Here is a 23,685-nt window from a genome sequence, read left to right on the forward strand (position 1 = left end):
GACCAACCTGACCTTTCACTCCGCCAGAGCCGCGAGCGCCGCGTCCAGCAGCGTCGACTCCACCACATCATCCCCCGCGTCCGGTGCTATCTCGTTCGAAATCAGCGCGACGGTCACGATCTCCATGGCCGCGCTGGCCCGCAGCAGCTGTACCGGCGTGGGATCGGGACCGGCCAGCCAGTTCCGGACGACCTTGTGGGCGTCCACTATCACCGGATACTGATCGGCCACCGCGTTGATGATGGCCACCGCGTTGCGGACCATCATCTCCCCGGCGTCCCGGTTCCGGATCATGACCCGGATATAGGCGCGCAACACGGCACGGCGACCCTCGGCGTCGGGTGCCGGCATCGTTTCGACCTCGTCGGCCAACGCGCGTAATGCGTCCAGTAGCGGGTTGATGACGGCGACCAGAAGGTCGAGTTTCGACGAATAGTGATAGTAGAGCGACGGTTTTGTGATTCCGACCGCATCTGCCACTTCCCGCAGGCTGGTCTGTTCGAAACCCTTGCTCACGAACAGCCGCACGGCGGCGTCCAGGATCGCCTTCTTGGTGTCCCGACCTGCGGTAACGTGGGCGTCAGTTCGCCGATTCGTCATGTTCGGTCCTCTCGTTCTCCCGGCCGTCGCGCACGGTAGGCCGCCGGAAGTCGAGCTTGTTCCTCCGTTTAACCTGCCGGTAGTCTACCTACCGTACGGTAGATAAAGGGCGTCCACCGTGTAGGCGGATCCATACCGATCACGCGACCGAGGCCGAGGCCTCCCCCGCTGATCCGGTCCGCGAAAGCGACGCCGGCCGTCAGTTCGTCACAGCACAGCACATACGACCAAACCGTCTCGGCCTCGCCTAGGAGAAATCCCTCGTGTCCGTATTCCTGTACAGATGGGGAAAGTTCGCTTTCCGCCGGAAGTGGATAGTGCTGCCCGTATGGGCGCTGATACTGGTGCTACTCGGCGGGGCAGCGGGCGCGCTGGCCAAGCCGTTCCAGGACAGCTTCGAAATGCCTGGCCTGCCCTCGGAACGGGCCACGGCCATCCTCGAGGAACATATGCCCCAGATGGCCTCGATGTTCAGCATCGACGCCGTCACCGGTCAATATGTCATCGCGGCACCGAACGGCACGCTGGCCGACGAACCCAATATGACGGCGGTGGACGCGCTGGTCCAGCGGCTGAACGAACTCGATATCGTCGACCACAGCGAACCGGTCGTCAACCCGGTCACCGCGACCGCGATGATGCCGGCCAGCCAGGAGGCCGCGGCAGAGCAGGCCGCGGCCGCGGCCGAACTCGAACCCGGCCAGGCGCCGCCCATGCCGGAACCGAACTGCCTCGACGGCCGCGACTCCCCCGACTTCAAGGCCCTGTGCGGCGGCGCCCCGCTGAATGTGCTCAGCGAAGACCGGCCGGAAACCGTCGCCGTGATCGACGTGAAATTCACGATGCCGAGCTTCTCCGATGTCACCGAGGAGCACCGGCAGGCGGCCGAGGCCATCGCCCAGGAAGGCCGCAACGCCGGGCTCACCGTCGAGATGAGCGGCGCCATCGCGCAGACCCAGCCCGAATCCGGGCAGGCCGAGATGATCGGCATCGGAGTCGCGCTGATCGTGATGATCATCGCCTTCGGCGCCATCGTGGCCGCGTTCGTCCCCATCGTCACCGGAATCGTCGGCGTCGCCTGCGCGGGCGCGCTCATCCTGACCGGCACCTCGCTGACCGAGGTCCCGACCTTCACACCGATCCTGGCATCGATGATCGGCCTGGCGCTGTCCATCGACTACGCCCTGTTCATCGTCTCCCGGTACAAACACGAACTCGTCGTCCAGGATTCTCCGGAGGAAGCCGCGGGTGTCGCGGTGGGTACCGCCGGTTCGGCCGTCGTTTTCGCCGGGCTGACCGTCGTGGTCGCGCTGCTCGGCCTGTCCGTGGTCGGGATCGGCTTCCTCACCATGATGGGTATCGGCGGCGCGATCGCGGCCGGGTTCGCCGTGCTCGCGGCCACCACCCTGATGCCGGCCCTACTCGGCGCGCTCGGGAAATCGCTGTTCAAACCGAAACTGCCGCTGATCGCCCAGCACGATCCCGAGGACGACCACTCCGTCACCAACGGGATGCGTTTCGCCCGGCTCATCGCCCGGGTACCGGTGCTCACCCTGGTCCTCAGCGCCCTGGTGCTGGGCGCGCTGGCCGCCCCGGCCACCCAGCTGAACCTCGGCCTGCCCGGTGGCGACAGCATGCCGGAGGACTCCTCGGTTCGTAAGGCCTACGAACTGCAGACCGCAGGCTTCGGTGAAGGTAAGAACGGCACGCTCGTGGTCGCGGTCGATCTCTCCGAAACCCCCGCCGACCAGCGCGACGCCGCCCTCACCGCACTCCGCGATCAACTGGCGGGCTACGACGGCGTGGATTACCTCAGCGTCGCGCAGCCCAGTAAGGACGGTCAGGCCGCACTGTTCCAGGTGGTACCCGAAACCGGGCCCAACAGTGCGGAAACGCAGGATCTGGTCGAACATGCCCGCGATGCCGAAGCAGCGCTGAAGGACCAGTACGGCATGGAATACGGAATCACCGGCCAGACGGCCATCTACGCCGACGTCAACAGTGTCCTGCTCGACAGCATCATCCCGTACATGGCCATCGTCGCGGTGGCGGCGTTCATCCTGCTGCTGCTGGTGTTCCGGTCGATCCTGGTCCCGCTGACCGCGGCGCTCGGCTTCCTGCTCTCGATGGCCGCGACCTTCGGTGTCACGGTGCTGATCTTCCAGGAGGGCGCCTTCGGCCTGGTCGACGACACCCATCCGATCATCAGCTTCCTGCCCATCGTGCTGATCGGCCTGGTATTCGGCCTGGCCATGGATTACCAGGTGTTCCTGGTGACCCGGATGCGCGAGGAATACGTGCACGGCAAGGAACCGAAACGGGCGATGGTCGACGGATACCACCACGGCGCCCGCGTGGTGGCCGCGGCGGCGGTCATCATGATCTCGGTCTTCGGCGGTTTCATGCTCTCGCCCGACATCACCTCGAAATCCATGGGCTTCGCACTGGCAGCGGGCGTTTTCTTCGACGCCTTCCTGGTGCGGATGGTGCTGATCCCGTCGCTGCTGGTACTGCTGGGCAAATGGGCCTGGTGGATGCCGGCCTGGCTGGACCGGATCCTGCCGGATATCGACGTCGAAGGAACGAAGCTGCGCGAACTGCAGCAACGCGCCAAGACGAAGGCAGTCGAGGAACCCGCCGGGGTCTGATCCAGGCGATACGAACCGGCCGGCGCCCCGCGGGGTGCCGGCCGGTTCTGTGCGCTCGGCGGGTACGCCGGGTCAGCGCCAAGCGGGCAGCTGCGGGAGCTCGGCCGGGAGGTTGTCGTCCGCGCCGCGTCCCAACAACCAGGCCAGCAGCGACGCGGCCGGTGCCGCGACCTTCCGATCCGGGTCGCCGGTGCCGACCGTCGCACCGAAACCGGTATCGGTCGCTTGGATCTCGAACGGCCGCGTATCCGGGCGAGTCCCCAGATCGGCGGCGACCTCCGCGAGCAGCTCTGCCACGAAATCCGCCGGCCACTGCGCGGGGGTGTAGCCGGCGTTCAGATCCACATGGTGAATCCGCAACTCCTGTAATCGCATCCAGGGAACCCGGTACGCCGGCAACGGACGCCCCTGCCTGGTGCGAACCTCGGTCTGCCACTGCTCGGCGGTCGGCACGCGGGCCATTCCCAGCAACCGGTCGGCCGATTCCACGAGATCGGCACGCTGTTCGGCGAGCGGGCGCGGCGCTCCCAACTCGATATCGGCATCGCGCAACGCAGTGCTGGCGTACTGCGGCGTCTCCACTCCGGTATGCGCCCAGAGCAGGAGATTGACCAGGCTGTCGGCATTTCGCGAGATATGTGCGAGCACATGACCCCTGGTCCAGCCGGGAAGCGCGGAGGCGGCGGTGAGCGCCGCATCGTCGAGTGTGTCTACGGTGGCGAGCAATTCGGCGGTCGCCTCGACGACCGCCGCCATCCGTATGGTGAGCGATTCGATGAAATCCCTGGGCACGCCACCGACCCTAACGCCGTGCTCGGGCCCGCGAGATTTCGTACATGCGCAAGCACTCCGTGGACGCAGCACGGAGACCCCGCCGCCGGTCCCGGACGAAAACACCACCGTGCTCGATCGGCATCGTAAGTGTTCCGGCCGCACATCATGTCTCGGTCGTCATCGGGTAACGCCGCGGTGCGGCGCCTCCGGCCGGCGGACCGGCATTGCCGAGCTCGCGGCACGGTCCGGATGCTCCGGCCCCCGGTCTTCCGCTCAACGCCCCAGGGCCGTCTGCACCCGGTCCGCCGCGCACACCGGATCCTCGTGTTCCCAAATCCGCACCACTTGCCAGCCCGCGGCGATCAGGGCCGCGTCGGTGGCGCGATCCCGGGCGACATTGCCGGCCAGTTTCTCCGCCCACCAGGCCGCATTGTTCTTCGGGTCGGTCGCATGGATCGGGCAGCGATGCCAGAAACAGCCGTCCACATATACCGCGACCCGACGCCGCGGGAACACCAGATCCGCCCGCCGCCGCTGACCACGGATCGGCGCCCGGTCCACGAAATAGCGGATACCGCGCCGATGCAGTTCACGCCGCAGTGCCAGTTCCGGCGCGGTATGCGCCCGCCGCTGCCGCGACATCCGCGCGCTGGTCACGGGGTCGGTGGCCGGACGGTGGCTGCTGCGGGCGGGATCGCCGGTCATGCCGCCGACCCACCCATCCGCACCAGATGCGCCTGCACGTCGTCGAGGAAACCGGCCGGGAAACGCAGTGTGCCCATTCCGGTCCGGCGCAGGAAACCGGCCGTCGCCCGCGCCGAGAGCAACCGGGTGTCGGTGAGGAAGAACCGCAGGTCCTCATACGGTTCGTGGACCGGCCACGGCGACAACGGCACCTCGAACACCTGGCCGGAATGCCCCCACGCCGCGCCCGGCCACGGACTTCCCGGCGGTAGTGGAATATGTCCCGGTATCGGGTCGCCCGGCGTCCGCAGCCGCGAGGCCACCCAGGACGCCATCCGCACACTCACCGCATTACCCACCAGCCGCCAGCGCTGACCGGGCCGGAATCCCGGTACCGCCAGCGCCGGTTCGGTCCAGCCGGGAGCGAACCCCTGGAGTCGTTCCCCATCGGTGATGCCCGGCGTCACTATCTCTCCGGACGGCAACCGCACCGCCGGCGCGCTCGGAATACCCAGTCCGGACCCGCCCTTGAGTGTGGGTACGGCGTTGACCACCCAGCCCAGGCCGCGCACACCCTCGGTCCAGTAGAAACCGCACGGGTCGCTGTCGACGCAACCCAGCAGTCGCGGACCGGCGTCGTCGGCGAACAGTACGGTGCGCGGATCCTCGGTCCGGGAGGCCAGCATGAGTACCCGGTTGCGCCGCTGCGGCAGGCCGAACGCCCGCGCGTCCACCACCCGGTAGGCCCAGGTGTAACCGAGTTCGTCGAGGGCGTCGGTGATATGGCGCATTGCCGCGCCGCGGCCGAGTTGCAGCATGAACGGCACATTCTCGATCAGCAACCAGCGCGGCCCGCGCTTGCGCCGGACCAGGCGGAACACATGGTCGACCAGGCTCGAACGGGTCCCGGTGATCCCGGCGGTGCGGCCGGCCTGAGAGAGGTCCTGGCACGGGAATCCCGCGGCCACGAGCTCGGTGCCCGGCGGCAGTGCCCGTAGCCGGGTGATATCGGTGTGGAGTTCGGCATCGGGAAAACGCGCCGCCAATACCGCCCGCGCACCGGGATCGATCTCACACAGCAGTGTGCTGTGCCAGCCGTGCGCCGCCAGTCCGAGCTCCAGCCCTCCGATCCCGGCGAAAAGCCCCACCATCCGCGCGCCCGTCACGAGGTCCTCTCTCCATCCGGTCCGGCTCCCGAAGCGAGATTACTCCGCGCGCCGGGCGGGTCCGCCGGGTCCGGTGAGCACCGGCACATCGGCCGGCGGAATGCCGGTGACCGGTGCGAACGATACGGCCCGCGTCCGCGAGTCGATCATCACCACCCGAGATCCATTCGGCGGCAATACCATCGAAAGTGCTGGTCAGAGCGTATATCGCAGCTGCTTCCGATACCCGGGTCACACCATCCGGTCTGGCAGGATGGGCGCCATGAGGTATCGCGTCGGCCTGGCCACCGTCGTATCGGGCGCCGTCGCCCTGTGCGGCGCTGTCGCGCCCGGCGCCGCGCAGGCAGACCCTGACGGGCTGCACACCGCGCCCGCTCAACCCGGCACCGGCTCCGCGGAGGACCCCGGGCCGGTCGAACATCCGGAAGCGGTCCGGGCGCCGCGGGCCGCCATCGTGGGCGTCGCACCGGTGCACGACCGCCTGATGCGGGTTTTCGTCGATTCACCGGCCATGCACCGCACGGTGCAGGTCCTCGTCCTGTTGCCGGCCGACCGCAGCAAACCCCGCCCAACCGTCTACATGCTCGACGGCCGCAGCACCCAGATCGACAGCAACAACTGGCTCGACCGCGGCGGTGCCGCCCAGTTCTACGCCGACAAACCGGTGAACGTGGTCTTCACGGTGGGCGGCCCCGCCAGTTTCTACACCGACTGGCAACGCCCGGACCCGGTGCTGGGCATCAACAAATGGGAGACATTCCTCACCGAGGAACTACCGCCACTGCTCGATGCCGAATTCGCCGGCAACGGCCGCAATGCCGTGGTCGGTACTTCCATGGGCGCCGAAGGTGCCATGATGCTGGCCATCCGGAAGCCCGAACTCTACAGCGCCGTCGGCGCCCACAGCGGCTGCTTCTCCACCGGCACCGACCTCGGCCAGGCCCAGGCCCGCATGGTCGTCTCGACCTTCAAAGGCAACCCCGAGAACATGTTCGGCGCCCCCGACGATCCGGCCTGGCTGGCCCACGATGTGACCCTGCACGCGGAGGCCCTGCGCGGTAAGAAGCTCTACCTCTCGGCCGGCAGCGGACGGCCGGGTGTCCACGATGTGCTGACCAACCCCGAGACTCCGGTGAGCGTGCTGATGGGCGGCCCGCTGGAAGCCGCCACCGATTTCTGCACCCGGCGGCTGGCCCAGCGTCTCGACACTCTCGAGATCGACTACACCGCCCACTTCCGCCCGGAGGGCACCCATTCCTGGCCGTACTGGGCCGACGAACTGATCACCTCCTGGCCCACCATCTCCGACGGCCTCGGTATCGGCTGAACTACCCGACCCCGCGGCTCCGTCAGACGCCCGTGAAACGCGCGACCGCCTCCGCGGACGTGGCGAACCCCAGAAACAGATCGTTCTCGTGCGGGTCGCCTGCGGTGACCCGCACCCCTTCGCCCGCGAACGGCCGGATCAGCACGCCCGCCTCAGCGCTCGCCTCCGCGAACTCTGTCGTCACCGCACCCAGGTCGATCCAGACGAAATTCGCTTCGCTCGGCGGTACCCGGTAGCCCGCGGCCAGCAGTCCGGCGCGCATCCGTTCCCGTTCGGCGATCACCGCGTCGGTGCGGTCGAGCAGTTCGTGCCGGGCCTCCAGCGAGGCCATGGCCGCCGCCTGCGCCACCCGGCTCACGCTGAACGGGATATGCACCTTCAGCAGCGCGGCGATCACGTCCGGGGCGCCGACCGCGTATCCGACCCGCAGGCCGGCCAGCCCGTACGCCTTCGAGAAGGTCCGCAGCACAACCACGTTCGGCCGTGTCCGGCCCAGTTCCACACCATCGGGGTGGTCCCCGGGCAGCCGCAGGTACTCGTAGTACGCCTCGTCCAGCGCCACCAGCACATCCGCCGGCACCCGGTCCAGGAAACGGGCCAGCTCCGCCGCTCCCACCGCAGTACCGGTCGGGTTGTTCGGATTGCAGACGAACACCAGCCGCGTCCGGTCGGTGATCGCGGCCGCCAACGCGTCCAGATCGTGCACATGATCGCTGAGCGGCACCGTTACCGCGGTCGCGTTACCGACCTGGGTGATGATCGGATACGCCTCGAACGAACGCCACGCGAAGAGCACCTCGTCGGCCGGATCCCCGCAGGTGATCTGTACCAGCTCCTGGCACAGCGCCACACTCCCGCAGCCGACCGCGATATTGGCCGGCGTGACGCCGAGAAAGTCCGCGAGCGCTGCTCGTAGTTCGCCGGACTGATTGTCCGGATAGCGGTTGGCCAGCTCCACCGCCTCGGCGACGGCTTTGCTCGCGGCGGGCAGCGGACCGATGGTCGTTTCGTTGCTCGCCAGTTTGACCGCGCCGGGATGGCTGCGGCCGGGAACGTACGCCGGAATGGAATCGAGGTCCGGCCGGATGTGCGCGGTCACGTATCGAGCTTAGTTCCGATCTCGATCGCGCCACGTTCGGGCTGTTCACCTGCCAGTTCTTCCCGCTCCGCAGATATCGCCCTACGCTGGGAACATGTCGGGCACTTATGACGATATCGCGCCCCTGCGGCGCCACGAGCCGGAGACCACCGGACCCGATCAGGAGCCGACAGCGGCCGCTACCAGGCCCGCAACCGACGAACACGTACCCATCACGGTGATCGAACCGGAGGGGTACGCCCGCGGCGGGATCGTGCTGCTCCACGAATCCCGCGAGTTCACCGGATCGTTGCTGGAGCTCATGCGCGCCCTCGCCGGTGAAGGCTGGCTGGTGGTCGCACCCAACCTCTTCCATCGGGCCACCGCCTCCTCTGCCGGGGTCTACGGCGACGAACTGTTCGAGGATTTCGATGCCTGCTTCGATTGGCTCACCCAGCGCGGGGTTTTCCCCGATTGCATCGGCGCCCTCGGTTTCGATACCGCCGGCACCGCGGCTTTCCTGGTGGCGACCAACCGGCCGATCGGCGCCGCGATCAGCGTGGCCGCCCGCGGTATCACCGCCCCCCTGACCGAACAGGCCGAAGCTCTCGTCACCGCCGCCCCGCGGCTACAGGCCCCGTGGCTGGGCCTGTTCGGCGCGGAATCGGCCACTCCCCCCGACGAGATAGAGCAACTGCGCGACGCGACCGCCCGCGCCGCGGTCGCGAGTCTGGTGGTGACCTATCCGGGCCTGCTGCACCGCGCCGACAAACCCGGCGACGACGAGGACGACGCCGACGAACTCATCGACTCGCAAACCCGCATTTTCGACTGGTTCGACAGCCACCTACGCTGATCAACCAGCCGTTTTGCAGTTTCGCACCAAGCTCGGGTAGCCTTTCTGCTCGGCGGTTCGAAAGGACCGGTGCCCTCGAAGAGAAGGCTCCAGGAGGCGTGCCAGAGCGGCCGAATGGGACTCACTGCTAATGAGTTGTCCCTTCACGGGGACCGGAGGTTCAAATCCTCTCGCCTCCGCCACACCCGGTTCACCGGGTGACAACTGAATATCGCGTATGCGCCCGTAGCTCAACGGATAGAGCATCTGACTACGGATCAGAAGGTTAGGGGTTCGAATCCCTTCGGGCGCACAGACAACAGCCCCCGACCCGCGAAAGCGGATCGGGGGCTGTTTCGTGGTCTCGATGAAGAAGCCGGAATCTCGTACTTTGCCCGTACAAACGAGCCCCGGCCACCCCGGGGGTACCAGCCAGGGCGCCAGCGGCTAACTATCAGCTCAGAACGGCGTCACTCGACGTCGCCGATACCCAGAACCGTGATCACATGGCAGCAGCCTCCAAGCTCATCCCCGACTACCTCGAACCCCGTGATGTCACCGGCATGGCCGCGAGCCACTCACTTAGCTCCCTTTCTGCCGCCGGTGCTGCCGCTTGGTGGCCCGCATCGGACTCCCACACCCGAGGGCGCCCGTGGCTTGGACTGCGCTGATCGGAGTTCGCCCCCGTACACCGACGGCCCTTGGCCGGGAGATCCGGCTATTCCCCTCAGGAATATGCCGCCGATGATATATTCTGGGTATGTGGCGGATCGAGTACTCCGTGGAAGTGGGCATGTGGCTGCGGTCTTTGAGCATTACCGACCTGGCGGCCGCTCAGCGCAAGCTCGATCTGCTGGCCGCCGAGGGCCCGATGCTACGCATGCCGCACGCGAAGTATCTCGGGCAGAAGTTGTACGAGCTGCGATTCGCTTCGGAAGGAGTCAACCGGCGCATCACCTACACATTCGACCCGCCGCGGAAGGTGATCACCTTGACCACCTTCCGCAAACAGCGGCAGAACGAGGCCCGCGAGGTCGCACGCGCACGCAAGGCGCTGAAGCGCCACCGCGCGGCGGCGAAGCCGGAGGGCGACGAGGGAAAAAGGAGGACCGATGAACACGATGAGCCATGATGAGGTATTCGGCGACCGGTTGGCGCAGATGACCGATGCGGAGCGCGCCGAGTACGAAGCCGCCTACGAGGAGGCGGGCCTGGCACTGCGGATGGCCGAGTTGTTCTATGCCGCACGTACCGGTGCCGGACTGACTCAGACTGAACTCGCCCGCCGCATGGGGACCACGCAACCTACGATCGCCAAGATCGAGGGCGGCGGGCGCGTGCCGACCGTCGACATGCTCGAGCGGCTGGCCCGCGCGGTCGGCCAGCGCCTCGAGGTGTCACTGGTCGCGTAAGCCAATGCCAACAGCGAATGCCTCCGGCTTGCTCTGATCGGTATGGAACCAGCGGTGCCCGCGCCAATACACCCGGATCGGCGTCGATCGGTGCACGTCGACACCTTCTACAAGTAGTTGCCGGATTTCGCCATACAGAATCAAGGGCGCCGGCGCTGCGCGCCGGCCCCCCCCCAAACCCCCCCCCCCCCCCGGTGGGGGCCACCCCCCCCCCCCCGCCCGGGGGGCGGCCCCCCCCCGCCGCACTACGGCGCGCAGCGGCCTTGCTCGTACCTCACCGCCCGGCGCGCCGGTGCGTCGGCCGCACGCTACGCCGTCAACGCCAGATCCGAGATGGCTGATACTCGATAACGGAGAAGTGTGGGCACGACGAGTGCCGTACCCGGCTTACCTCCCGCAGTCGAGCACGAATCCGCTGCGTTCTGCCCGGTCAACTGGCCGTGGTTCCGATTGGCTAGCCTGCGTCTTCCGTGACGAGGAGGATTCCCTCAGGTGGCAGCGTGTCATACGTCAGCACCACGCTCTGGCCATCGGGGAACATCTCGCCCGGCAGCTCAATTCCCGAGTCTGAATCTGGCCGCAATGACATGATCCGCACCGACTCGTAATCAAGCCTGACTCCGTGCGATTCGAGCCCTTCGAGCAAACCCCGCAAGTGCTTCACTGTCGTGATCTCACGAATGATCCAGGTGGCGTTTGTGGACACTGGGCGAATCGTACGCATATGAAGCGACCTTCGGCCGCTTGCCCCTGCCGACTGGTGGCCTGCATTGTGTTCCCGCGCCCCTCCACCGTCAAGGGCGCTGCGCGTCAGCTTCGCTGATGGGGCTATCGCCACCCTTGACCCTGGAGCCTCTACGGCGGGAAAGACCAGGCCCTATGGGGCAGGTAGGATGCCAGCCCCGGTGGCGCAAACCACCACCCCGCAGAGGCAGTGGTACACGCTTGCCGAACAATTTAGAACGACAGCGAGCCGCCCAGGAAGTCATCCGAGACACTTTCCCATTCCGACCGCGGGCATGAACCTTCGGCGATCAGTTCAAGGCCGGCCAGCCCACCGCCGGCACCCAGTCGAGCCAGGGCCTCATTCCGTACGTGGAAGCTCCCCTGCAATGCGCCACACGCTCCGCAGTCCGAAGCGATTCCCACGGATTCGCCCGACCGTGAATGGTGCTGCACCAGCAAGCCAGCTACGTCTTCACGCCCGTTCTGAGCAAGCACCGACCGGGCGAGTTCGAGCGCGGCGTCTCCGGTCAGGATTTCTCGATCCCCCTCACGACAAGGACCGATGACGCACAAGGTCCATATACGACACTTCCAACACGGCCAGCTGAGCCCAACCACTCGAATAGACACCGAGTCCACATTCACCCCTGCCTGCAGGTTCAGCCACACCAAAGTGGCACAACTCCCCGAACGCGCCCGAACCTATGACGAACAGTTCGCTGGAACGCAGGCGCCAGCTGCCGGAGATATTACTCAGTAAATCCGGGCCTACCAGGCTTCCTTGGCAGCAGAAGCACTCGCGCACGCGACGGCTAGCCGTTCTGCTCATCGCACACCGGAAGGACTGCCCACCGCCGCCCCAACCCGTCACTCCACGAGCTTTAGTACCGCGCCTTTATCTAATTCAGCCAGACTCAGCTCAACTTGAATTTCTCAAATTCATGGAGTGTCGCCGGAAGCCCAACACGCATCATGAAACGCCCAAATGCCTGAGACATATGTTCCCGATACGGACTCGCTAATCCTATGAATTGGGACCGGCCAGCGCAGACCTTCTCGGCATCCACGGTGTGCAGTTCTCGAAAGTTAACAATCGCCCAATCCAATCCAGAATCACTACATGGAGGAATCAAGAACTCTGCGATCGCACTATTCTGAATAAGACTCTTGCGATAATCTCTCGATACGAAATTCCCTTTCCGCTCGGAGGCGATCATTGAATATTCCTGGACTTCCGCCACAAGTAAACGTATTTGAGCAGGTTTAGCAATATCGCACGTTTGAGTTAACACAATTGCATCTATTTCGGCAGCGCCTAACACAGGGGCCCCAGCAGTTGACTCCTCCTTCTCCTCAAAGATACGCGTATCGCGCAAAATTGCTCCCTGAGAAAGGGAAGTTAGGGTTTCATACCAATCGTTGTATGAGCTGCCCATCATCCCGTATTAGCTCCACACCTGATGATCTTCATCTGTATAGTGACGTTTCCTACGAGGTGTGTCAGTTGTCACCGAAACCGAAAGATCGAGGTACGTTCTCCTCGGAGGTTTATACTCCGCATTGTCGTCCGTCAAGGTCTCAGTCACCCAGTCGTGGACCTCCTCCTCTGAAGCGATCGCTTCGTTCAGTCGAGCGAGAACGTTGCCCAACACCAGGTCAATTGCCTCCATTGAGGCAAGGTGTTGACTAGGGGCGATCGTTCGATGGATGCCGAGAACTACGTCCGCAGTGGGTAAGCACTGTGGCAAATCCAAGAAATAACCCGAGCCAGCCGTTAGCGGCTGGGTATCGTGATCGCTGAAGAAGTCGGGGTTCAGAGTAGTTCTCATTTTATGAACAGCTCTCTGGTCTGGTCGGTAATACTCGACTCGAACTCGTTGTTTTCTATACTGTGCAGCTCGTCAATTATCGTCAACATCTTGTCGACTGTTACGTTAGGCTCCACATGAGCAGTTACCTCGATGTCCAAAATGAAAGGACTACAGTCGCCAGGCTCGTTTTGAGTGGCGAATGTATATGTAGTCCGCACATTGTTTTCAGGATTCACAGACTCGGATCTGAGAGCAAAGTTGGTCAACCAGGCTTCCGGCTGATGGGTAGCAACAACACTGATGTTGAAGTAGTCTTCCGTCTTTAGTGCGCGAGACGGAATTTCGATACGGTTTATATAGCGCAAACTAAGTTTCGATGCTTCAAATACCCCGACTGTTTCTGTAAATATCTCAATTGCATGCTCGAAGCGTTCCTTGAGGCTTGGCCACTGCTCATAAGGCGGAAGCGCGTTAACGCTAACAGACTCCGGAGATGCTACCAGCCTCCGACTCTGGTCGGCCGTCTCGTATATGAAGCGTTCGGCAATCTGGCCGAACTTTAGTTCTGTTCCGCCATCAGTATCAGCGGCTGGACCCATGGTTGTTGCCAATTGACGCTGAGCCTTGGGAGATGCCGGATAGTGCTTAGAAACTGCCGCAAATAATAGACCTGGCGTGGCGATCGACCACTCGACTGGGCTATCAAAAGTCAACTGACAGATCGCCTCTACTACTGGCGGCGACGAGTATTCTCGGCGCGGCTGCAAGTCTGACACGCTGCGAAATCCTTCCATGCTGACGACGGCTGGAGGCACTTGCAGGCTGCAGTTCCAACTCTTGGTCGTGCTTAGAAGACCACTGTAGAGGTGAATCCGCCTCACCGGCAGGGTTCCTTCGACTGCGTGGCCTACGACGAGCAGCCTCAAGCGTGTCCGCGCGCTCCGGGATCGGGGATCGCTACGTGGCGGCTACGCCATCCTTGCTCTTCTACGTGCGCACGCCGCCACCCAGCAACGTTAGGTAGGACGCGACTCGATGAACCTTTACTTTCACCGCACAAACGGCTGCATACAAACCCGGATCGAAACGGACGCCAGCCGGACGGATGCTGCGAAAACTGTTACGACACAAGGACAGTGACAGATGCGGGCAGACAGCCGCGGACGCCCGAATGGATCAGAAGGTTCGGAGTTCGAAACGCCTTGGGCGCATCAATCTCCTTGCGATCTGTGCCGAGCTGCGATTGAGCCTCGACTGTGCTGTCAAAGGTGATGGTCAGACGACAGGGAAGGCGCCGCGTCGAGGCTCTCTTGCCCGAGCATGAAAAGCCCGGCCGACTCGTTCGGCCGGGCCCGCCTCCGACCGATCTACCGGACACCCACGCGCTGAGCGAGTCCCCGAAGCGCTGTCGGGCGCTCCTTCTCCAGCAGTTCGGCAACCACCTGTTTCAGCAGGGACTGATACTGCGTCCACTCCGATCCACCCACCCGCTCAGCGGTGAGCAGCATGTCCAAAGCCTTCTGATGCTGTCCGATCCGGTTCAGCGCAGCAGCTTGATCCAGGAGGTGCCGGGCCTGGCTTACCTGTGTGAGCCCGGCGCCGTGGTTCGGCATCACCTTCGCCGCCTTCAAAGCCTCCGGATACCGCTCGGTCGAGACGTTGATATCGACAGACTGCATGACCACCTGCGACGGACCGAAGTTGCACTCGTAATCCTTGGTGTCCACACCGATACGGTCGGCCACCTCGTTCGCTGCGTGCGCCAGATCCAAAGCCTCACCAACACGCTGGCTCCGGCCGGCCGCGGTAGCGCCCTGCAGAACCAGCGAGCCGTATACCGCCAGGTCAGCGGTTGAAGGATCACCGACCGGCTCTATGCGTGCCGCCGCCTTCAACGCGACCTTGTGAGCCTCTTCGTAGCGGCCCTGTACCAATAGCTGCCACGACACCGACCCGCGAAGAGCGGCAGCCAACAACGGATCGTTGCCGCGCTCGGCCGCACTCAGCGCTGACCGGATGGCAGTGAACGCCGGGTCGGCCTGACCCAGGTGGACAAGCGTGCATCCGGTCACCCAGTACATTCGCGCCAACAGTTCATGTGCGGGTGCGATATCGCCGTTCTGCGCCGCATGCGCGGTAGCCCGGAGCTGTGTCAGGCCGGGCGGAAGGATCTTGGCCAGAGTCTCGTAACGACCGTTCCAGTACGCACCCCACGCGTAGTCCACGGCGCGCCTCGCTTCACCGACCGTGACAGGGGATGTCTCGACAGCTTCGTCGAGCAGGTCGTCCACAGAATTCAGTGCCCTGCGGATCGCTACAACGCCGGCGTCCGGGTCATCGGAGGGTATGCCGTACCGCTTGCCGACGAGATCGGCTATGTCCACGTCCAGCGCCTTCGCAATCTTGTGCAGGCTTGCGATGCTGGCACCCTTGCGTTTTCCCTGTTCCAGTTGCCGTATCAGGGAAACATGAACTTCGGCCTGGTCGGCCAACTTCGCCTGGGTCATTGCCTTGCCGCGGAATTTCTTGATCCGCTCACCGATGCTGGTTTCCATCGCTCCGGTCCTGTGTCGCGCAACCCCTGCTGGCCCCAGGGTACAGAGAAATCCTCTTGAAGGTGACACAAGGCGTGTTAGTCCACTTGGCATGGGCGGTCGTACTTTTCGACTATCGCCCGCATGCCGGCATCTCCGAGTTCGGCCGCGGAGCTGGACCACACGCAAACCGGACACCCACAACACAACGAGGTCTCCATGAAAGAGATCCACGCACTGCCCCAGCGAGTGCCGCACAACCAGGCAATGGCCACCACACTCCAGGTCTGGCACAACCGGAACAGAGCGTTGATGGAACGCATCGCTGCGGGACTCCGAACTCTCGATCGGCCTGCATCCTGCCGATCCGAGGATTCGATCCGCGGATACGCCCACGCCCACCAGGTGATGGCAGCCCATGCCGAACACAACTGCCCGCGTTATCGAATGGCCAGCGACTACGCGGCCGAGGCCCGCCCATGACCGGAGATGATTGGTATGCGGGCATCGTGGTCACGAACGACGGTCGCTGCTACCGCCTCGGCCGCGACGGGTGGCCGATCGAGCAACCCTACGACGAAGTGCTTGCCGAGCGGGCCGAGCTGGATGCACCGACAAGGGACGCCGACCTGCCGGACGCGGCTGATGGCGGCCCACATCGCATTGTGGAATGACCTGCGGGGGGCCATGTGCCACGCGGTTTCACCTCGTCACCGCACTCCTTCATGTTGCGAGATCGAGGGCACTCGATCGTGATGTCGCTGCAATCGCGCCCAGGCAGCAGCCAGACCGCCCGACGATTCGCGGCGAACACACTGACGGTCTTGCCCTCGAACAAAGTGGAAGTTACTCTCAAAAAACAGTGACTTCCAATAAAGAGAGGCTGTCATGTCGGCCCTGCTCTATCGGATCGGGCGGTTCAGTTTTCGCGCCCGACGACTCGTTCTCCTGTCCTGGGTTCTCCTCGTTGCCGTTCTAGGTGTCGGTGCCGCGACCCTGGCGGCACCAGCCGCGACGACCTTCAACCTGCCCGGTACGCAATCCCAGGAAGCGTTCGATCTGCTCGCGGAACGGTTCGCCGAGCTGCCCCTCGACGGCGGGTCGGCGCAGATCGTGTTTATCGCCGAAACCGGTACGGTGACCGACCTCGCGAAGCGCACCAAGATCGACGAGGTGGTGCAGGCGGCCGCCGGGGCGTCAGAGGTCGCCGCCGTAACCGGGCCCTTCGAAAACGGGCTGATCTCGGCGGACCAGCGGATCGCCGTTGCCGAGGTGACCTACGCGGTCTCCTTCGAAACAGTGCGTGATTCGAGCCGTCAGGAGCTGATGGACCTGGTCGAACGGAGCAGTTCGGCCGATCTGCGCACGGCGGTGGGCGGGGATGTGATGGAGCTGATGCCGGATGTGAGCAAAGAGCTCCTCGGCCTGCTCGTAGCCGCCGTCGTACTCGTGATAACCCTCGGTTCGCTGGTCGCCGCGGGAATGTCGTTGATCGCCGGGATCACCGGCGTGCTGGTCGGCCTCCTCGGCATTCTCACGGCCACGGCGTTCATGGATCTCGGTGTCACCACCCCGATCCTGGCGCTCATGCTCGGGCTCGCCGTCGGTATCGACTACGCGTTGTTCATCGTCTCCCGCTACACCCACGAACTGTCCCGGGATCCCGACCCCGCGGACGCCATCGGCCGGGCGGTCGCCACAGCCGGATCCGCTGTGCTCTTCGCCGGGATGACCGTGGTGATCGCGCTCGCCGGACTGAGCGTGGTCGGTATCGGGTTGCTCACCGAAATGGGTCTCGCCGCGGCCGTGACCGTGGCAGTCGCCGTACTGGTGGCGATCACGCTGCTGCCGGCACTCCTCGGATTCGCGGGACGCCGGGTACTGCGGCGCGGGCGGCGCGAGCCGTCCACCCAGGCGGCCGGGTCCGGCCGGGCCCTGGCACCGCGCTGGGCGGCGCTGACCACGCGGCGGCCCGTGACGACCCTCGTCGTCGCACTGCTGGGTCTCGGCATCCTGACCCTGCCCGCGCTGGACCTGCGACTCGGCATACCGGACCAGGGGACCTACCCGGAACACACCACCCAGCGCCAGGCCTACGACGCTGTATCCGCGGGTTTCGGCCCGGGATTCAACGGACCGCTGCTGGTCGTCGTGGACTTGGCCGGCGCGTCACATCCCACCGAGACCGCACGGCGGGTCCATACGGAATTGGCCGGGACCGAAGGGGTCGTCCTGGCCGCGCCACCGGAACTGAACCCGGCCGGGGATACGGCGATCATCGGCGTCATCCCGCCGGGCGGCCCGGACAGCGAGGAGACCGAGCAGCTGGTGCAACTGCTGCGCGGCACCGTCGCGGACACTGTCGAGCAGTTCGGCGCCCGGATCGCCGTCACCGGAACCGCGGCCATCATCATCGATTTCAGTGACCGCATGGCCGATGCGCTGTGGACCTACCTCCTGGTCGTCGTCGGCCTGTCGTTCGTCCTGCTGATGACCGTGTTCCGCTCGATCGTCGTGCCCCTCAAGGCGACCCTGGGTTTCCTGCTCAGCCTGGGCGCGACCTTCGGCGTCATGGTGGCCGCTTTCCAATGGGGCTGGCTGGAATGGCTGGGAATTCACACCACCGATGTCGTGGTGAGCATGCTGCCGATCTTCATCATCGGTGTGGTGTTCGGGCTGGCCATGGATTACGAGGTGTTCCTGGTGACCCGGATGCGGGAGGAGTACGTGCACGGCGCATCGGCGACCGCGTCGATCCGGGCCGGTTTCGGGCACGGGGCACGCGTGGTTTCCGCTGCCGCGATCATCATGGTGAGCGTCTTCGCCGGATTCGCCACCGGTGACGCGAGCGATATCGTGCAGATCGGAGTGGCGTTGGCGGCCGCGGTCGCCGTGGATGCCTTCGTGGTTCGGATGACCATCGTCCCGGCGGTTCTGGCGCTGGTCGGGGACAAGGCGTGGTGGCTGCCGAAATGGCTGGACCGGATACTGCCGGACCTGGATGTCGAAGGCCGCCACCTCCGCGGCGAACCCGAGCCGGATTCCCCCGAGGAACTCTCCAGTTCGTTTGGCCGGTCCGTCGAGGGTTCGGCAAGATGATGCTATGAGTACCGGTGGCCTGCGAGAACTCAAGAAGAAGCGCACGCGCGAAGCCATCCAGGATCACGCATTGCGCCTCTACCGGGAGCAGGGGTACGCGAATACGACGCTGGAGGAAGTGGCGGCCGCCGCGGAGGTCTCGCCGAGCACGCTGTTCCGCTACTTCCCCACCAAACCGGATACGGTGCTGTTCGACCGCGTGGACCCCATCTTCCTCGAGAAGTTTCTCGCCGAGCCCGCCGATCTCTCGCCGCTCCAGGCCGCACGCAACGCCATTCTGGGCGTCCTGAACAGCACGGACGTCGATATGGCCGCGCTGGAAACCATCCGGATGAAACTCATCGCCACCGTGCCAGAGCTCCGTGCGGCCGTGGTCACGAAGATCGAGACGGATATGCCGCCGTTCATCGAGGCCTTCGCTCGACGTGTCGGCCGGCAACCCGATGATCCACTGGTCCGGTACTGGACCGGTGCCGTCGCGGGCGTGGCGGTGATGGCCTATCTGCGCGCGGTGGACAACGACGAGGACATCTACGTCGTCGTCGACGAGGCGCTGGAGTTCCTGGAGAACGGTATGCCTCTCTGACACAGCAGAACCGCTAACCGGGACCCTGTGCCGGGTTGCGGTTTCGGTGGCACAGCGCCCGCTGGAAGCTACCGGAAGGCGCTGCCCTGTTCGCGGTCGAGTGCCGTCTCGCTCTTGTTCTTCAAGGCGAAGAGATACACGAGCAGCGACGCGAAGACGACGACGGTCACGTAAACGACGAACAATGTCACGTGGCCCCCGTTCTTCGCGGCCTGATAGATCATCGGCGCGGTGCCACCGAACGCCGAATTCGCCAGCGCATACCCGACCCCCACACCCAGTGCCCGGATATGTGACGGGAACAGTTCGGCTTTGACGATGGCGTTGATGGAGGTGTAGCCGGTGAGGATGATGTAACCGATACCGGTCACCAGTAGGGTCGCCGCGACCGATGTCGCGTCCTGTAGGTAGGTGATGAGGAACCAGGTGTAGGCGACACCGCCGACGCCGAAGAAGACCAGCACGGGTTTACGGCCGACCTTATCGCTGATCATCCCGCCGACCGGCTGCAAGAGCATGAGGAAGATCAACCCGGTCAGGTTGATCCAGGTGGCCGTCATACCCCGGTCGCCGAAAGCAGACTTGATCATGGCGGGGGCGTTCACGCTGTAGACGTAGAACGCAAGCGTGCCGCCCATGGTCACCAGGAAGCACAGCAGCAGCGGACGCCAGTGGTTGCGGATGAGTTCCCGCAGCGATCCCGCTTCGGAGTCTTCACCCCGTTGGACGGCTTCGAGCTGCTCGGCGCTCAGCGATTCGTCCATACTGCGGCGCAGCCAGAACACGACCACTGCGGCGACACCGCCGATGAAGAACGCGATTCGCCAGCCGAAATCGGAGATCTCTTGTTTGTCCAGGAACAGCTGCAGTACCAGCAGGGTGAGCTGGGCGAGCACGTGGCCGCCGACGAGGGTCACGTACTGGAAGGACGAGAAGAATCCGCGGCGTTCCCGGGTGGCAGCCTCGGACATGTAGGTTGCCGAGGCGCCGTACTCGCCACCGGTCGCGAACCCCTGCACCAGCCGGCACAGGATGAGGATCACGGCAGCACCCACACCGATCACCTCCCGGCCGGGCACCAGCGCGATCACCAGTGAGCACGCCGCCATGAGGGAAACGCTGAAGGTGAGCGCCGCGCGCCGGCCGTACCGGTCGGCATAGCGGCCGAAGAACCACGACCCCACCGGCCGCATGAGGAAGGTAACCGCGAAGATCGCGTACACGTAGACGGTGGAATTCTTGTCCGCCGAATCGAAGAAATGGCTTTCGAAATACGAGGCGAACACCGTGTAGACGTAGACGTCGTACCACTCGACGAGATTGCCGGACGAGCCGCGCAACGTATTCCAGACGGCGCGGCGGGTCGCGGCCCGCGAGGATTTCGGTTCGCCGGCCGGCTCCCCGGGGACGGCCGGGCCGGCGGTGGCGGTTTCGGACATTCGCGATTCCTCCGTTCACCAGTGCGCGCCGGCGTGCTGCCCGCGCCGCTGCACGCTCAGTCTGCAGGCAGGAGGAGGAGTCCGGGAGCCGACTACGGAATTTCCGGCCCGCACCGGATACGCGGACCGCCGAAATCAGCGGCCGGGAAGGCGCCGCCCGCGACCGGCGCGGCTATCGTGCACCCGGCACCGGACCGGAGTACGAGAAGCCGAGCAGGCCGGACAGATCACGCAGGCATTCCTCGTAGACGGGTTCGAGGTCGCTGTACGCGAAATCCAATTGGTGCAGCACTTCCATACAGAGCAGGCCGTACAGACGGATCCAGCAGGACAGGAAGACATGGGCGGCCTCGGGCGGCAGCCGGTTGTCGATGGTGACGCAGTAGGCCCGAAGTTGGGCGTGTATCGATTCGGGGAGTTCCGCAGGAACGGGAAACGGCTGTTCTTCCCACAATTCGACGGTCAGATCCAGCAGAACCCGTTCGAACCGTAGCGCGGCTCGATGCCGTATCGACTCCGGCTGCCGCTGAGCCGAGCCGACCGGACCGGCGAAGATCCAGCCGAATTCCGCCGGATGGCCGACCGCCCAGAAACGCATGGCCCGGCACACCGCCAGAATCCGGTCACCCACCGGACGATCACCGGCCGTATCGCGCGCATCCTCCATTTCGGCCGCCATCTCGTCGAAGAAAGTGGCGGTCACCGCGCCGACGAGCTCCTCGTGGCCGCTGTAGTAGTGATACAGCGCGGGGCCGCTCATGCCCATACGCCTGGCCACTCCGTTGATCGTGACCGCCCCGGATCCCTGTTCGACCAGTAGATCCCGTGCGGTCTGGTGGATTTCGCGCAGGGTCGCGGCGCGCAACCTGGCCTTCCGGCCGCCGGCGGGCACAGTCATCCTCCCTGCCTCCTTTCGTCCTTGACATCTTACATGCTCTATGAATGCTTAATATCATTAAGTAAACCGATCACATCTAGGGGAAGCTATGGTTGTGCTGTACTGGATTCCGGTGGTGTTGCTGCTGGTGACCGCGGTGTGGTGGCGGCAGTCGCGCAGGGCGCACCTGCGCGGCCGCCCGGCCCCGTTCACTGCGTCGTCCCGGAAAGACTCGGGCGAGGGGCGGCGGCCGTGAAAGCAGTTGTCGTCGGCGGCGGTATCGGCGGACTCGCCACCGCCGCGGCATTCCACCGGCAGGGCTGGGATATCGAAGTACTCGAACGGGCCGCCGAATTCGCAGAAGTCGGAGCAGGCCTGACCATCCAGCCCAACGGGCTACGCGCGCTGGACCTGCTCCGGATCGGCGATGTACGCCGGACAGGCCGGATCGTCGACCCGCCATCGGGAATTCGCGCCGCAAACGGGACATGGCTTATCCGAAACGATGTCGGCGCACTGAAACACCGGTTCGGGCAGTGGGTGACGGTGCACCGCGCCGAACTGATCGAAATGCTACTGACGGCGATTCCGGCGGATACCCTGCGCGCCGGTGCCGAGGTCCGGCAGGTACACCCCGACGGTACGGTCACGCACACAGCGGGGACGACCTCCGGCGACCTCGTCGTCGGAGCGGACGGCCTGCGCAGCATCACCCGCAGTACGCTGTGGCCCACTCGCCCGGAGCCCCGCTACGCGGGCTATACCACCTGGCGTTTCCTGGCCGAGTCCCGCGCTGTGTCAGAGAGCGTGGAAACCTGGGGAAGTGGCGCACGTTTCGGCCAGGTCCCGATGCCGGACGGCCGCGTCTACTGCTATGCGATGGCGAACGCACCGGCCGGGTCGCGGATGGGCGCCGCCGACCTCCGCGAACGGTTCCAGCGATGGCACGAACCGATTCCGGCCCTCCTGGAAGCCGTCGAGGACGACGCGGTACTACAGCACGACACCTATGAGTTGCCGGCCCTACCCAGCTTCGTGACCGGCCGGGTCGCGCTGCTCGGCGACGCCGCTCACGCCATGACCCCCAATTTGGGTCAGGGCGCCTGCCAGGCACTCGAAGACGCGGCCACCCTCGTCGAGAAGGTCACCGCACTCGGCCTCGACGCGGGGCTCGCGGCCTACGACCGGGCTCGCCGAACCCGCACCCGGATGGTGGTTCGCCGTTCGCGGCAGGCCGGCGCCCCCGCACACTGGACCAATCCCGTCCTGACCGCCCTGCGCGACGCCACCCTCCCGCGCCTCCCCGGCGCCGTATTCGGGCGTTCCATCACCCCCGCGTACGCATGGCCGAACCGACCCGTCCCGAGGACACTCCGATGAAGTACTCCCGCATCACGCTCGCCGTGGTCGCGGTGATCACCATGACCGGCGCCGTACTGGCCGACCTGGTGGTCCCCGATCTGGCCGCACAGCACGCGTTCAACGACAACTGGCCCCCACACGCCAAATTCCACGATGCCCAGTACATGGTGATGACGGTGCTACTGGGCATCATCGGCCTCGCCCTGCTGCGCAGGGGACCGAATCTCCGCGGCCGGCTGCTGTGCGCGGCCGCCGTCCTCTCCACGCCGTGGCTCGGGATGATCGCCGCGCTCGGGTTCCCCGGGACGGCCACCTACGACCCCGAGTTCCGCGACCGGACACTGTTCGTCCTCGGACTGCACGGGCAGGTCTTTCTCGCGGTCCTCCTGCTCGCCGCCCTGGGCATCACCGCGGCGGCGATAGTCCGTTCCGGTAACACCGTCACGCGATCCGGCTGAACCGGGAGAAGTACAGGCACTCGCCACAACACGGCGTTCGTCCCGGAAACCCCGCCGGATTCGCGGGGGGGGGGGGGGGGGGGGGGGGGGGGGGGGGGGGGCGGGGCCCCGGGGGGCGGGGGCCGCGCCCGCCCCCCCCCCGGCGGGGCCCCCCCCCCCCCCCCCCCCCTCCCCCCCCCCCCGCTGACCGCCCCGCGCGCCCGCGGGGCGCGGGCCCCCCCCCCCCCCCCCGCGCAATATGTGGGAGGTTCGCCTGGGCCGGCTACTAC

The 23,685-nt window shown here is 65.3% G+C and carries 23 protein-coding genes and 2 tRNA genes; 14 read left to right on the top strand and 11 right to left on the bottom strand.

The features are described 5' to 3' along the window. Positions 1–15: 15 nt before the first annotated feature. Entirely contained in the window at positions 16–600 is a 585-nt protein-coding gene (locus QH195_RS03675; RefSeq protein ID WP_280425287.1) for a TetR/AcrR family transcriptional regulator, read from the bottom strand. A 263-nt stretch (positions 601–863) separates the two neighbouring features. Here QH195_RS03675 and QH195_RS03680 point away from each other — a divergent pair, with 263 nt between their 5' ends. Beyond that, entirely contained in the window at positions 864–3,248 is a 2,385-nt protein-coding gene (locus QH195_RS03680; RefSeq protein WP_280434309.1) for an MMPL family transporter, read from the top strand. A 72-nt stretch (positions 3,249–3,320) separates the two neighbouring features. Here the strand turns inward: QH195_RS03680 and QH195_RS03685 are convergent, their stop codons facing one another. The 3 genes from QH195_RS03685 to QH195_RS03695 all read right to left on the bottom strand — a co-directional run bounded on the left by QH195_RS03685 (position 3,321) and on the right by QH195_RS03695 (position 5,857). Next, entirely contained in the window at positions 3,321–4,040 is a 720-nt protein-coding gene (locus QH195_RS03685; RefSeq protein WP_280434310.1) for a maleylpyruvate isomerase family mycothiol-dependent enzyme, read from the bottom strand. 255 nt (positions 4,041–4,295) lie between these two features. Then, positions 4,296–4,727, bottom strand: coding sequence for a very short patch repair endonuclease (locus QH195_RS03690; protein WP_280425284.1), 432 nt, complete (start codon positions 4,725–4,727; stop codon positions 4,296–4,298). Next, positions 4,724–5,857 carry a DNA cytosine methyltransferase gene (locus QH195_RS03695; protein ID WP_280434326.1) on the bottom strand — a complete coding sequence of 378 codons (1,134 nt, stop codon included), beginning with the start codon at positions 5,855–5,857 and terminating at the stop codon, positions 4,724–4,726. Before QH195_RS03695 ends, QH195_RS03690 begins: the two co-directional genes overlap by 4 nt. A gap of 277 nt (positions 5,858–6,134) precedes the next feature. Between QH195_RS03695 and QH195_RS03700 the strand changes: the two genes are divergently transcribed. Continuing rightward, a complete protein-coding gene (locus tag QH195_RS03700; protein WP_280425283.1) occupies positions 6,135–7,199 on the top strand; it encodes an alpha/beta hydrolase in 1,065 nt (354 codons plus the stop codon). 22 nt (positions 7,200–7,221) lie between these two features. On the opposite strand, the gene hisC is transcribed toward QH195_RS03700, so the two are convergent. Beyond that, positions 7,222–8,298 (bottom strand): histidinol-phosphate transaminase, encoded by a 1,077-nt coding sequence (gene hisC, locus QH195_RS03705; RefSeq protein WP_280425282.1) that lies wholly within the window; start codon positions 8,296–8,298, stop codon positions 7,222–7,224. Positions 8,299–8,392: 94 nt separating this feature from the next. Here hisC and QH195_RS03710 point away from each other — a divergent pair, with 94 nt between their 5' ends. The 5 genes from QH195_RS03710 to QH195_RS03730 all read left to right on the top strand — a co-directional run bounded on the left by QH195_RS03710 (position 8,393) and on the right by QH195_RS03730 (position 10,524). Then, positions 8,393–9,133 carry a dienelactone hydrolase family protein gene (locus tag QH195_RS03710; protein ID WP_280425281.1) on the top strand — a complete coding sequence of 247 codons (741 nt, stop codon included), beginning with the start codon at positions 8,393–8,395 and terminating at the stop codon, positions 9,131–9,133. Between the two features lie 92 nt (positions 9,134–9,225). Then, a tRNA-Ser gene (locus QH195_RS03715) sits at positions 9,226–9,315 on the top strand. 37 nt (positions 9,316–9,352) lie between these two features. After that, positions 9,353–9,425: transfer RNA gene (locus QH195_RS03720), tRNA-Arg, on the top strand. Positions 9,426–9,872: 447 nt separating this feature from the next. Beyond that, positions 9,873–10,244 (top strand): type II toxin-antitoxin system RelE/ParE family toxin, encoded by a 372-nt coding sequence (locus QH195_RS03725; protein ID WP_280434311.1) that lies wholly within the window; start codon positions 9,873–9,875, stop codon positions 10,242–10,244. Next, positions 10,225–10,524: a helix-turn-helix domain-containing protein gene (locus QH195_RS03730; protein ID WP_280434312.1), complete on the top strand. Its 300-nt coding sequence runs from the start codon at positions 10,225–10,227 to the stop codon at positions 10,522–10,524. The genes QH195_RS03725 and QH195_RS03730 overlap by 20 nt, the downstream gene beginning before the upstream one ends. Positions 10,525–10,978: 454 nt before the next feature. On the opposite strand, the gene QH195_RS03735 is transcribed toward QH195_RS03730, so the two are convergent. From QH195_RS03735 to QH195_RS03750, 4 genes are all read right to left on the bottom strand, one after another. Continuing rightward, on the bottom strand, positions 10,979–11,230 hold the full coding sequence (locus QH195_RS03735) for a hypothetical protein (RefSeq protein WP_280434313.1): 252 nt from the start codon (positions 11,228–11,230) through the stop codon (positions 10,979–10,981). 934 nt (positions 11,231–12,164) lie between these two features. Continuing rightward, positions 12,165–12,689: a hypothetical protein gene (locus QH195_RS03740; protein WP_280434314.1), complete on the bottom strand. Its 525-nt coding sequence runs from the start codon at positions 12,687–12,689 to the stop codon at positions 12,165–12,167. Positions 12,690–13,075: 386 nt separating this feature from the next. After that, entirely contained in the window at positions 13,076–13,837 is a 762-nt protein-coding gene (locus QH195_RS03745; RefSeq protein ID WP_280434315.1) for a TIGR04255 family protein, read from the bottom strand. A gap of 591 nt (positions 13,838–14,428) precedes the next feature. Continuing rightward, a complete protein-coding gene (locus QH195_RS03750; protein WP_280434316.1) occupies positions 14,429–15,616 on the bottom strand; it encodes a helix-turn-helix domain-containing protein in 1,188 nt (395 codons plus the stop codon). A 123-nt stretch (positions 15,617–15,739) separates the two neighbouring features. Here QH195_RS03750 and QH195_RS03755 point away from each other — a divergent pair, with 123 nt between their 5' ends. The 4 genes from QH195_RS03755 to QH195_RS03770 all read left to right on the top strand — a co-directional run bounded on the left by QH195_RS03755 (position 15,740) and on the right by QH195_RS03770 (position 19,280). Next, on the top strand, positions 15,740–16,078 hold the full coding sequence (locus QH195_RS03755; protein ID WP_280434317.1) for a hypothetical protein: 339 nt from the start codon (positions 15,740–15,742) through the stop codon (positions 16,076–16,078). Continuing rightward, positions 16,075–16,269, top strand: coding sequence for a hypothetical protein (locus QH195_RS03760; RefSeq protein WP_280434318.1), 195 nt, complete (start codon positions 16,075–16,077; stop codon positions 16,267–16,269). Before QH195_RS03755 ends, QH195_RS03760 begins: the two co-directional genes overlap by 4 nt. Positions 16,270–16,483: 214 nt before the next feature. Further along, positions 16,484–18,694 carry an MMPL family transporter gene (locus QH195_RS03765; protein WP_280434319.1) on the top strand — a complete coding sequence of 737 codons (2,211 nt, stop codon included), beginning with the start codon at positions 16,484–16,486 and terminating at the stop codon, positions 18,692–18,694. Between the two features lie 4 nt (positions 18,695–18,698). Beyond that, positions 18,699–19,280, top strand: a complete 582-nt coding sequence (locus QH195_RS03770; RefSeq protein ID WP_280421296.1) for a TetR/AcrR family transcriptional regulator — start codon at positions 18,699–18,701, stop codon at positions 19,278–19,280. A 68-nt stretch (positions 19,281–19,348) separates the two neighbouring features. On the opposite strand, the gene QH195_RS03775 is transcribed toward QH195_RS03770, so the two are convergent. Together QH195_RS03775 and QH195_RS03780 are read right to left on the bottom strand one after the other, a co-directional pair. Continuing rightward, entirely contained in the window at positions 19,349–20,719 is a 1,371-nt protein-coding gene (locus tag QH195_RS03775; protein ID WP_280421297.1) for an MFS transporter, read from the bottom strand. Positions 20,720–20,891: 172 nt separating this feature from the next. Beyond that, on the bottom strand, positions 20,892–21,617 hold the full coding sequence (locus tag QH195_RS03780) for a TetR/AcrR family transcriptional regulator (protein WP_280434320.1): 726 nt from the start codon (positions 21,615–21,617) through the stop codon (positions 20,892–20,894). A gap of 88 nt (positions 21,618–21,705) precedes the next feature. Here QH195_RS03780 and QH195_RS03785 point away from each other — a divergent pair, with 88 nt between their 5' ends. The 3 genes from QH195_RS03785 to QH195_RS03795 are packed head-to-tail and all read left to right on the top strand — an operon-like array spanning position 21,706 to position 23,416. Then, entirely contained in the window at positions 21,706–21,852 is a 147-nt protein-coding gene (locus tag QH195_RS03785; protein WP_280421299.1) for a hypothetical protein, read from the top strand. Next, positions 21,849–22,976, top strand: a complete 1,128-nt coding sequence (locus QH195_RS03790; protein ID WP_280434321.1) for an FAD-dependent monooxygenase — start codon at positions 21,849–21,851, stop codon at positions 22,974–22,976. The genes QH195_RS03785 and QH195_RS03790 overlap by 4 nt, the downstream gene beginning before the upstream one ends. Beyond that, on the top strand, positions 22,973–23,416 hold the full coding sequence (locus tag QH195_RS03795; protein WP_280434322.1) for a DUF6640 family protein: 444 nt from the start codon (positions 22,973–22,975) through the stop codon (positions 23,414–23,416). Before QH195_RS03790 ends, QH195_RS03795 begins: the two co-directional genes overlap by 4 nt. The last annotated feature ends 269 nt before the right edge of the window (positions 23,417–23,685 follow it).

This window comes from Nocardia carnea (genome assembly GCF_029868855.1).
GTDB lineage: Bacteria > Actinomycetota > Actinomycetes > Mycobacteriales > Mycobacteriaceae > Nocardia > Nocardia carnea_A.

What these genes read in the sequence shown, in the direction of transcription:
- QH195_RS03675 (WP_280425287.1), bottom strand. Translation starts at nt 600, where the DNA reads ATGACGAATCGGCGAACTGACGCCCACGTTACCGCAGGTCGGGACACC.
- QH195_RS03690 (WP_280425284.1), bottom strand. Translation starts at nt 4,727, where the DNA reads ATGACCGGCGATCCCGCCCGCAGCAGCCACCGTCCGGCCACCGACCCC.
- QH195_RS03695 (WP_280434326.1), bottom strand. Translation starts at nt 5,857, where the DNA reads ATGGTGGGGCTTTTCGCCGGGATCGGAGGGCTGGAGCTCGGACTGGCG.
- QH195_RS03700 (WP_280425283.1), top strand. Translation starts at nt 6,135, where the DNA reads ATGAGGTATCGCGTCGGCCTGGCCACCGTCGTATCGGGCGCCGTCGCC.
- QH195_RS03710 (WP_280425281.1), top strand. Translation starts at nt 8,393, where the DNA reads ATGTCGGGCACTTATGACGATATCGCGCCCCTGCGGCGCCACGAGCCG.
- QH195_RS03725 (WP_280434311.1), top strand. Translation starts at nt 9,873, where the DNA reads ATGTGGCGGATCGAGTACTCCGTGGAAGTGGGCATGTGGCTGCGGTCT.
- QH195_RS03730 (WP_280434312.1), top strand. Translation starts at nt 10,225, where the DNA reads ATGAACACGATGAGCCATGATGAGGTATTCGGCGACCGGTTGGCGCAG.
- QH195_RS03740 (WP_280434314.1), bottom strand. Translation starts at nt 12,689, where the DNA reads ATGATGGGCAGCTCATACAACGATTGGTATGAAACCCTAACTTCCCTT.
- QH195_RS03750 (WP_280434316.1), bottom strand. Translation starts at nt 15,616, where the DNA reads ATGGAAACCAGCATCGGTGAGCGGATCAAGAAATTCCGCGGCAAGGCA.
- QH195_RS03755 (WP_280434317.1), top strand. Translation starts at nt 15,740, where the DNA reads ATGCCGGCATCTCCGAGTTCGGCCGCGGAGCTGGACCACACGCAAACC.
- QH195_RS03760 (WP_280434318.1), top strand. Translation starts at nt 16,075, where the DNA reads ATGACCGGAGATGATTGGTATGCGGGCATCGTGGTCACGAACGACGGT.
- QH195_RS03765 (WP_280434319.1), top strand. Translation starts at nt 16,484, where the DNA reads ATGTCGGCCCTGCTCTATCGGATCGGGCGGTTCAGTTTTCGCGCCCGA.
- QH195_RS03770 (WP_280421296.1), top strand. Translation starts at nt 18,699, where the DNA reads ATGAGTACCGGTGGCCTGCGAGAACTCAAGAAGAAGCGCACGCGCGAA.
- QH195_RS03775 (WP_280421297.1), bottom strand. Translation starts at nt 20,719, where the DNA reads ATGTCCGAAACCGCCACCGCCGGCCCGGCCGTCCCCGGGGAGCCGGCC.
- QH195_RS03780 (WP_280434320.1), bottom strand. Translation starts at nt 21,617, where the DNA reads ATGACTGTGCCCGCCGGCGGCCGGAAGGCCAGGTTGCGCGCCGCGACC.
- QH195_RS03785 (WP_280421299.1), top strand. Translation starts at nt 21,706, where the DNA reads ATGGTTGTGCTGTACTGGATTCCGGTGGTGTTGCTGCTGGTGACCGCG.
- QH195_RS03795 (WP_280434322.1), top strand. Translation starts at nt 22,973, where the DNA reads ATGAAGTACTCCCGCATCACGCTCGCCGTGGTCGCGGTGATCACCATG.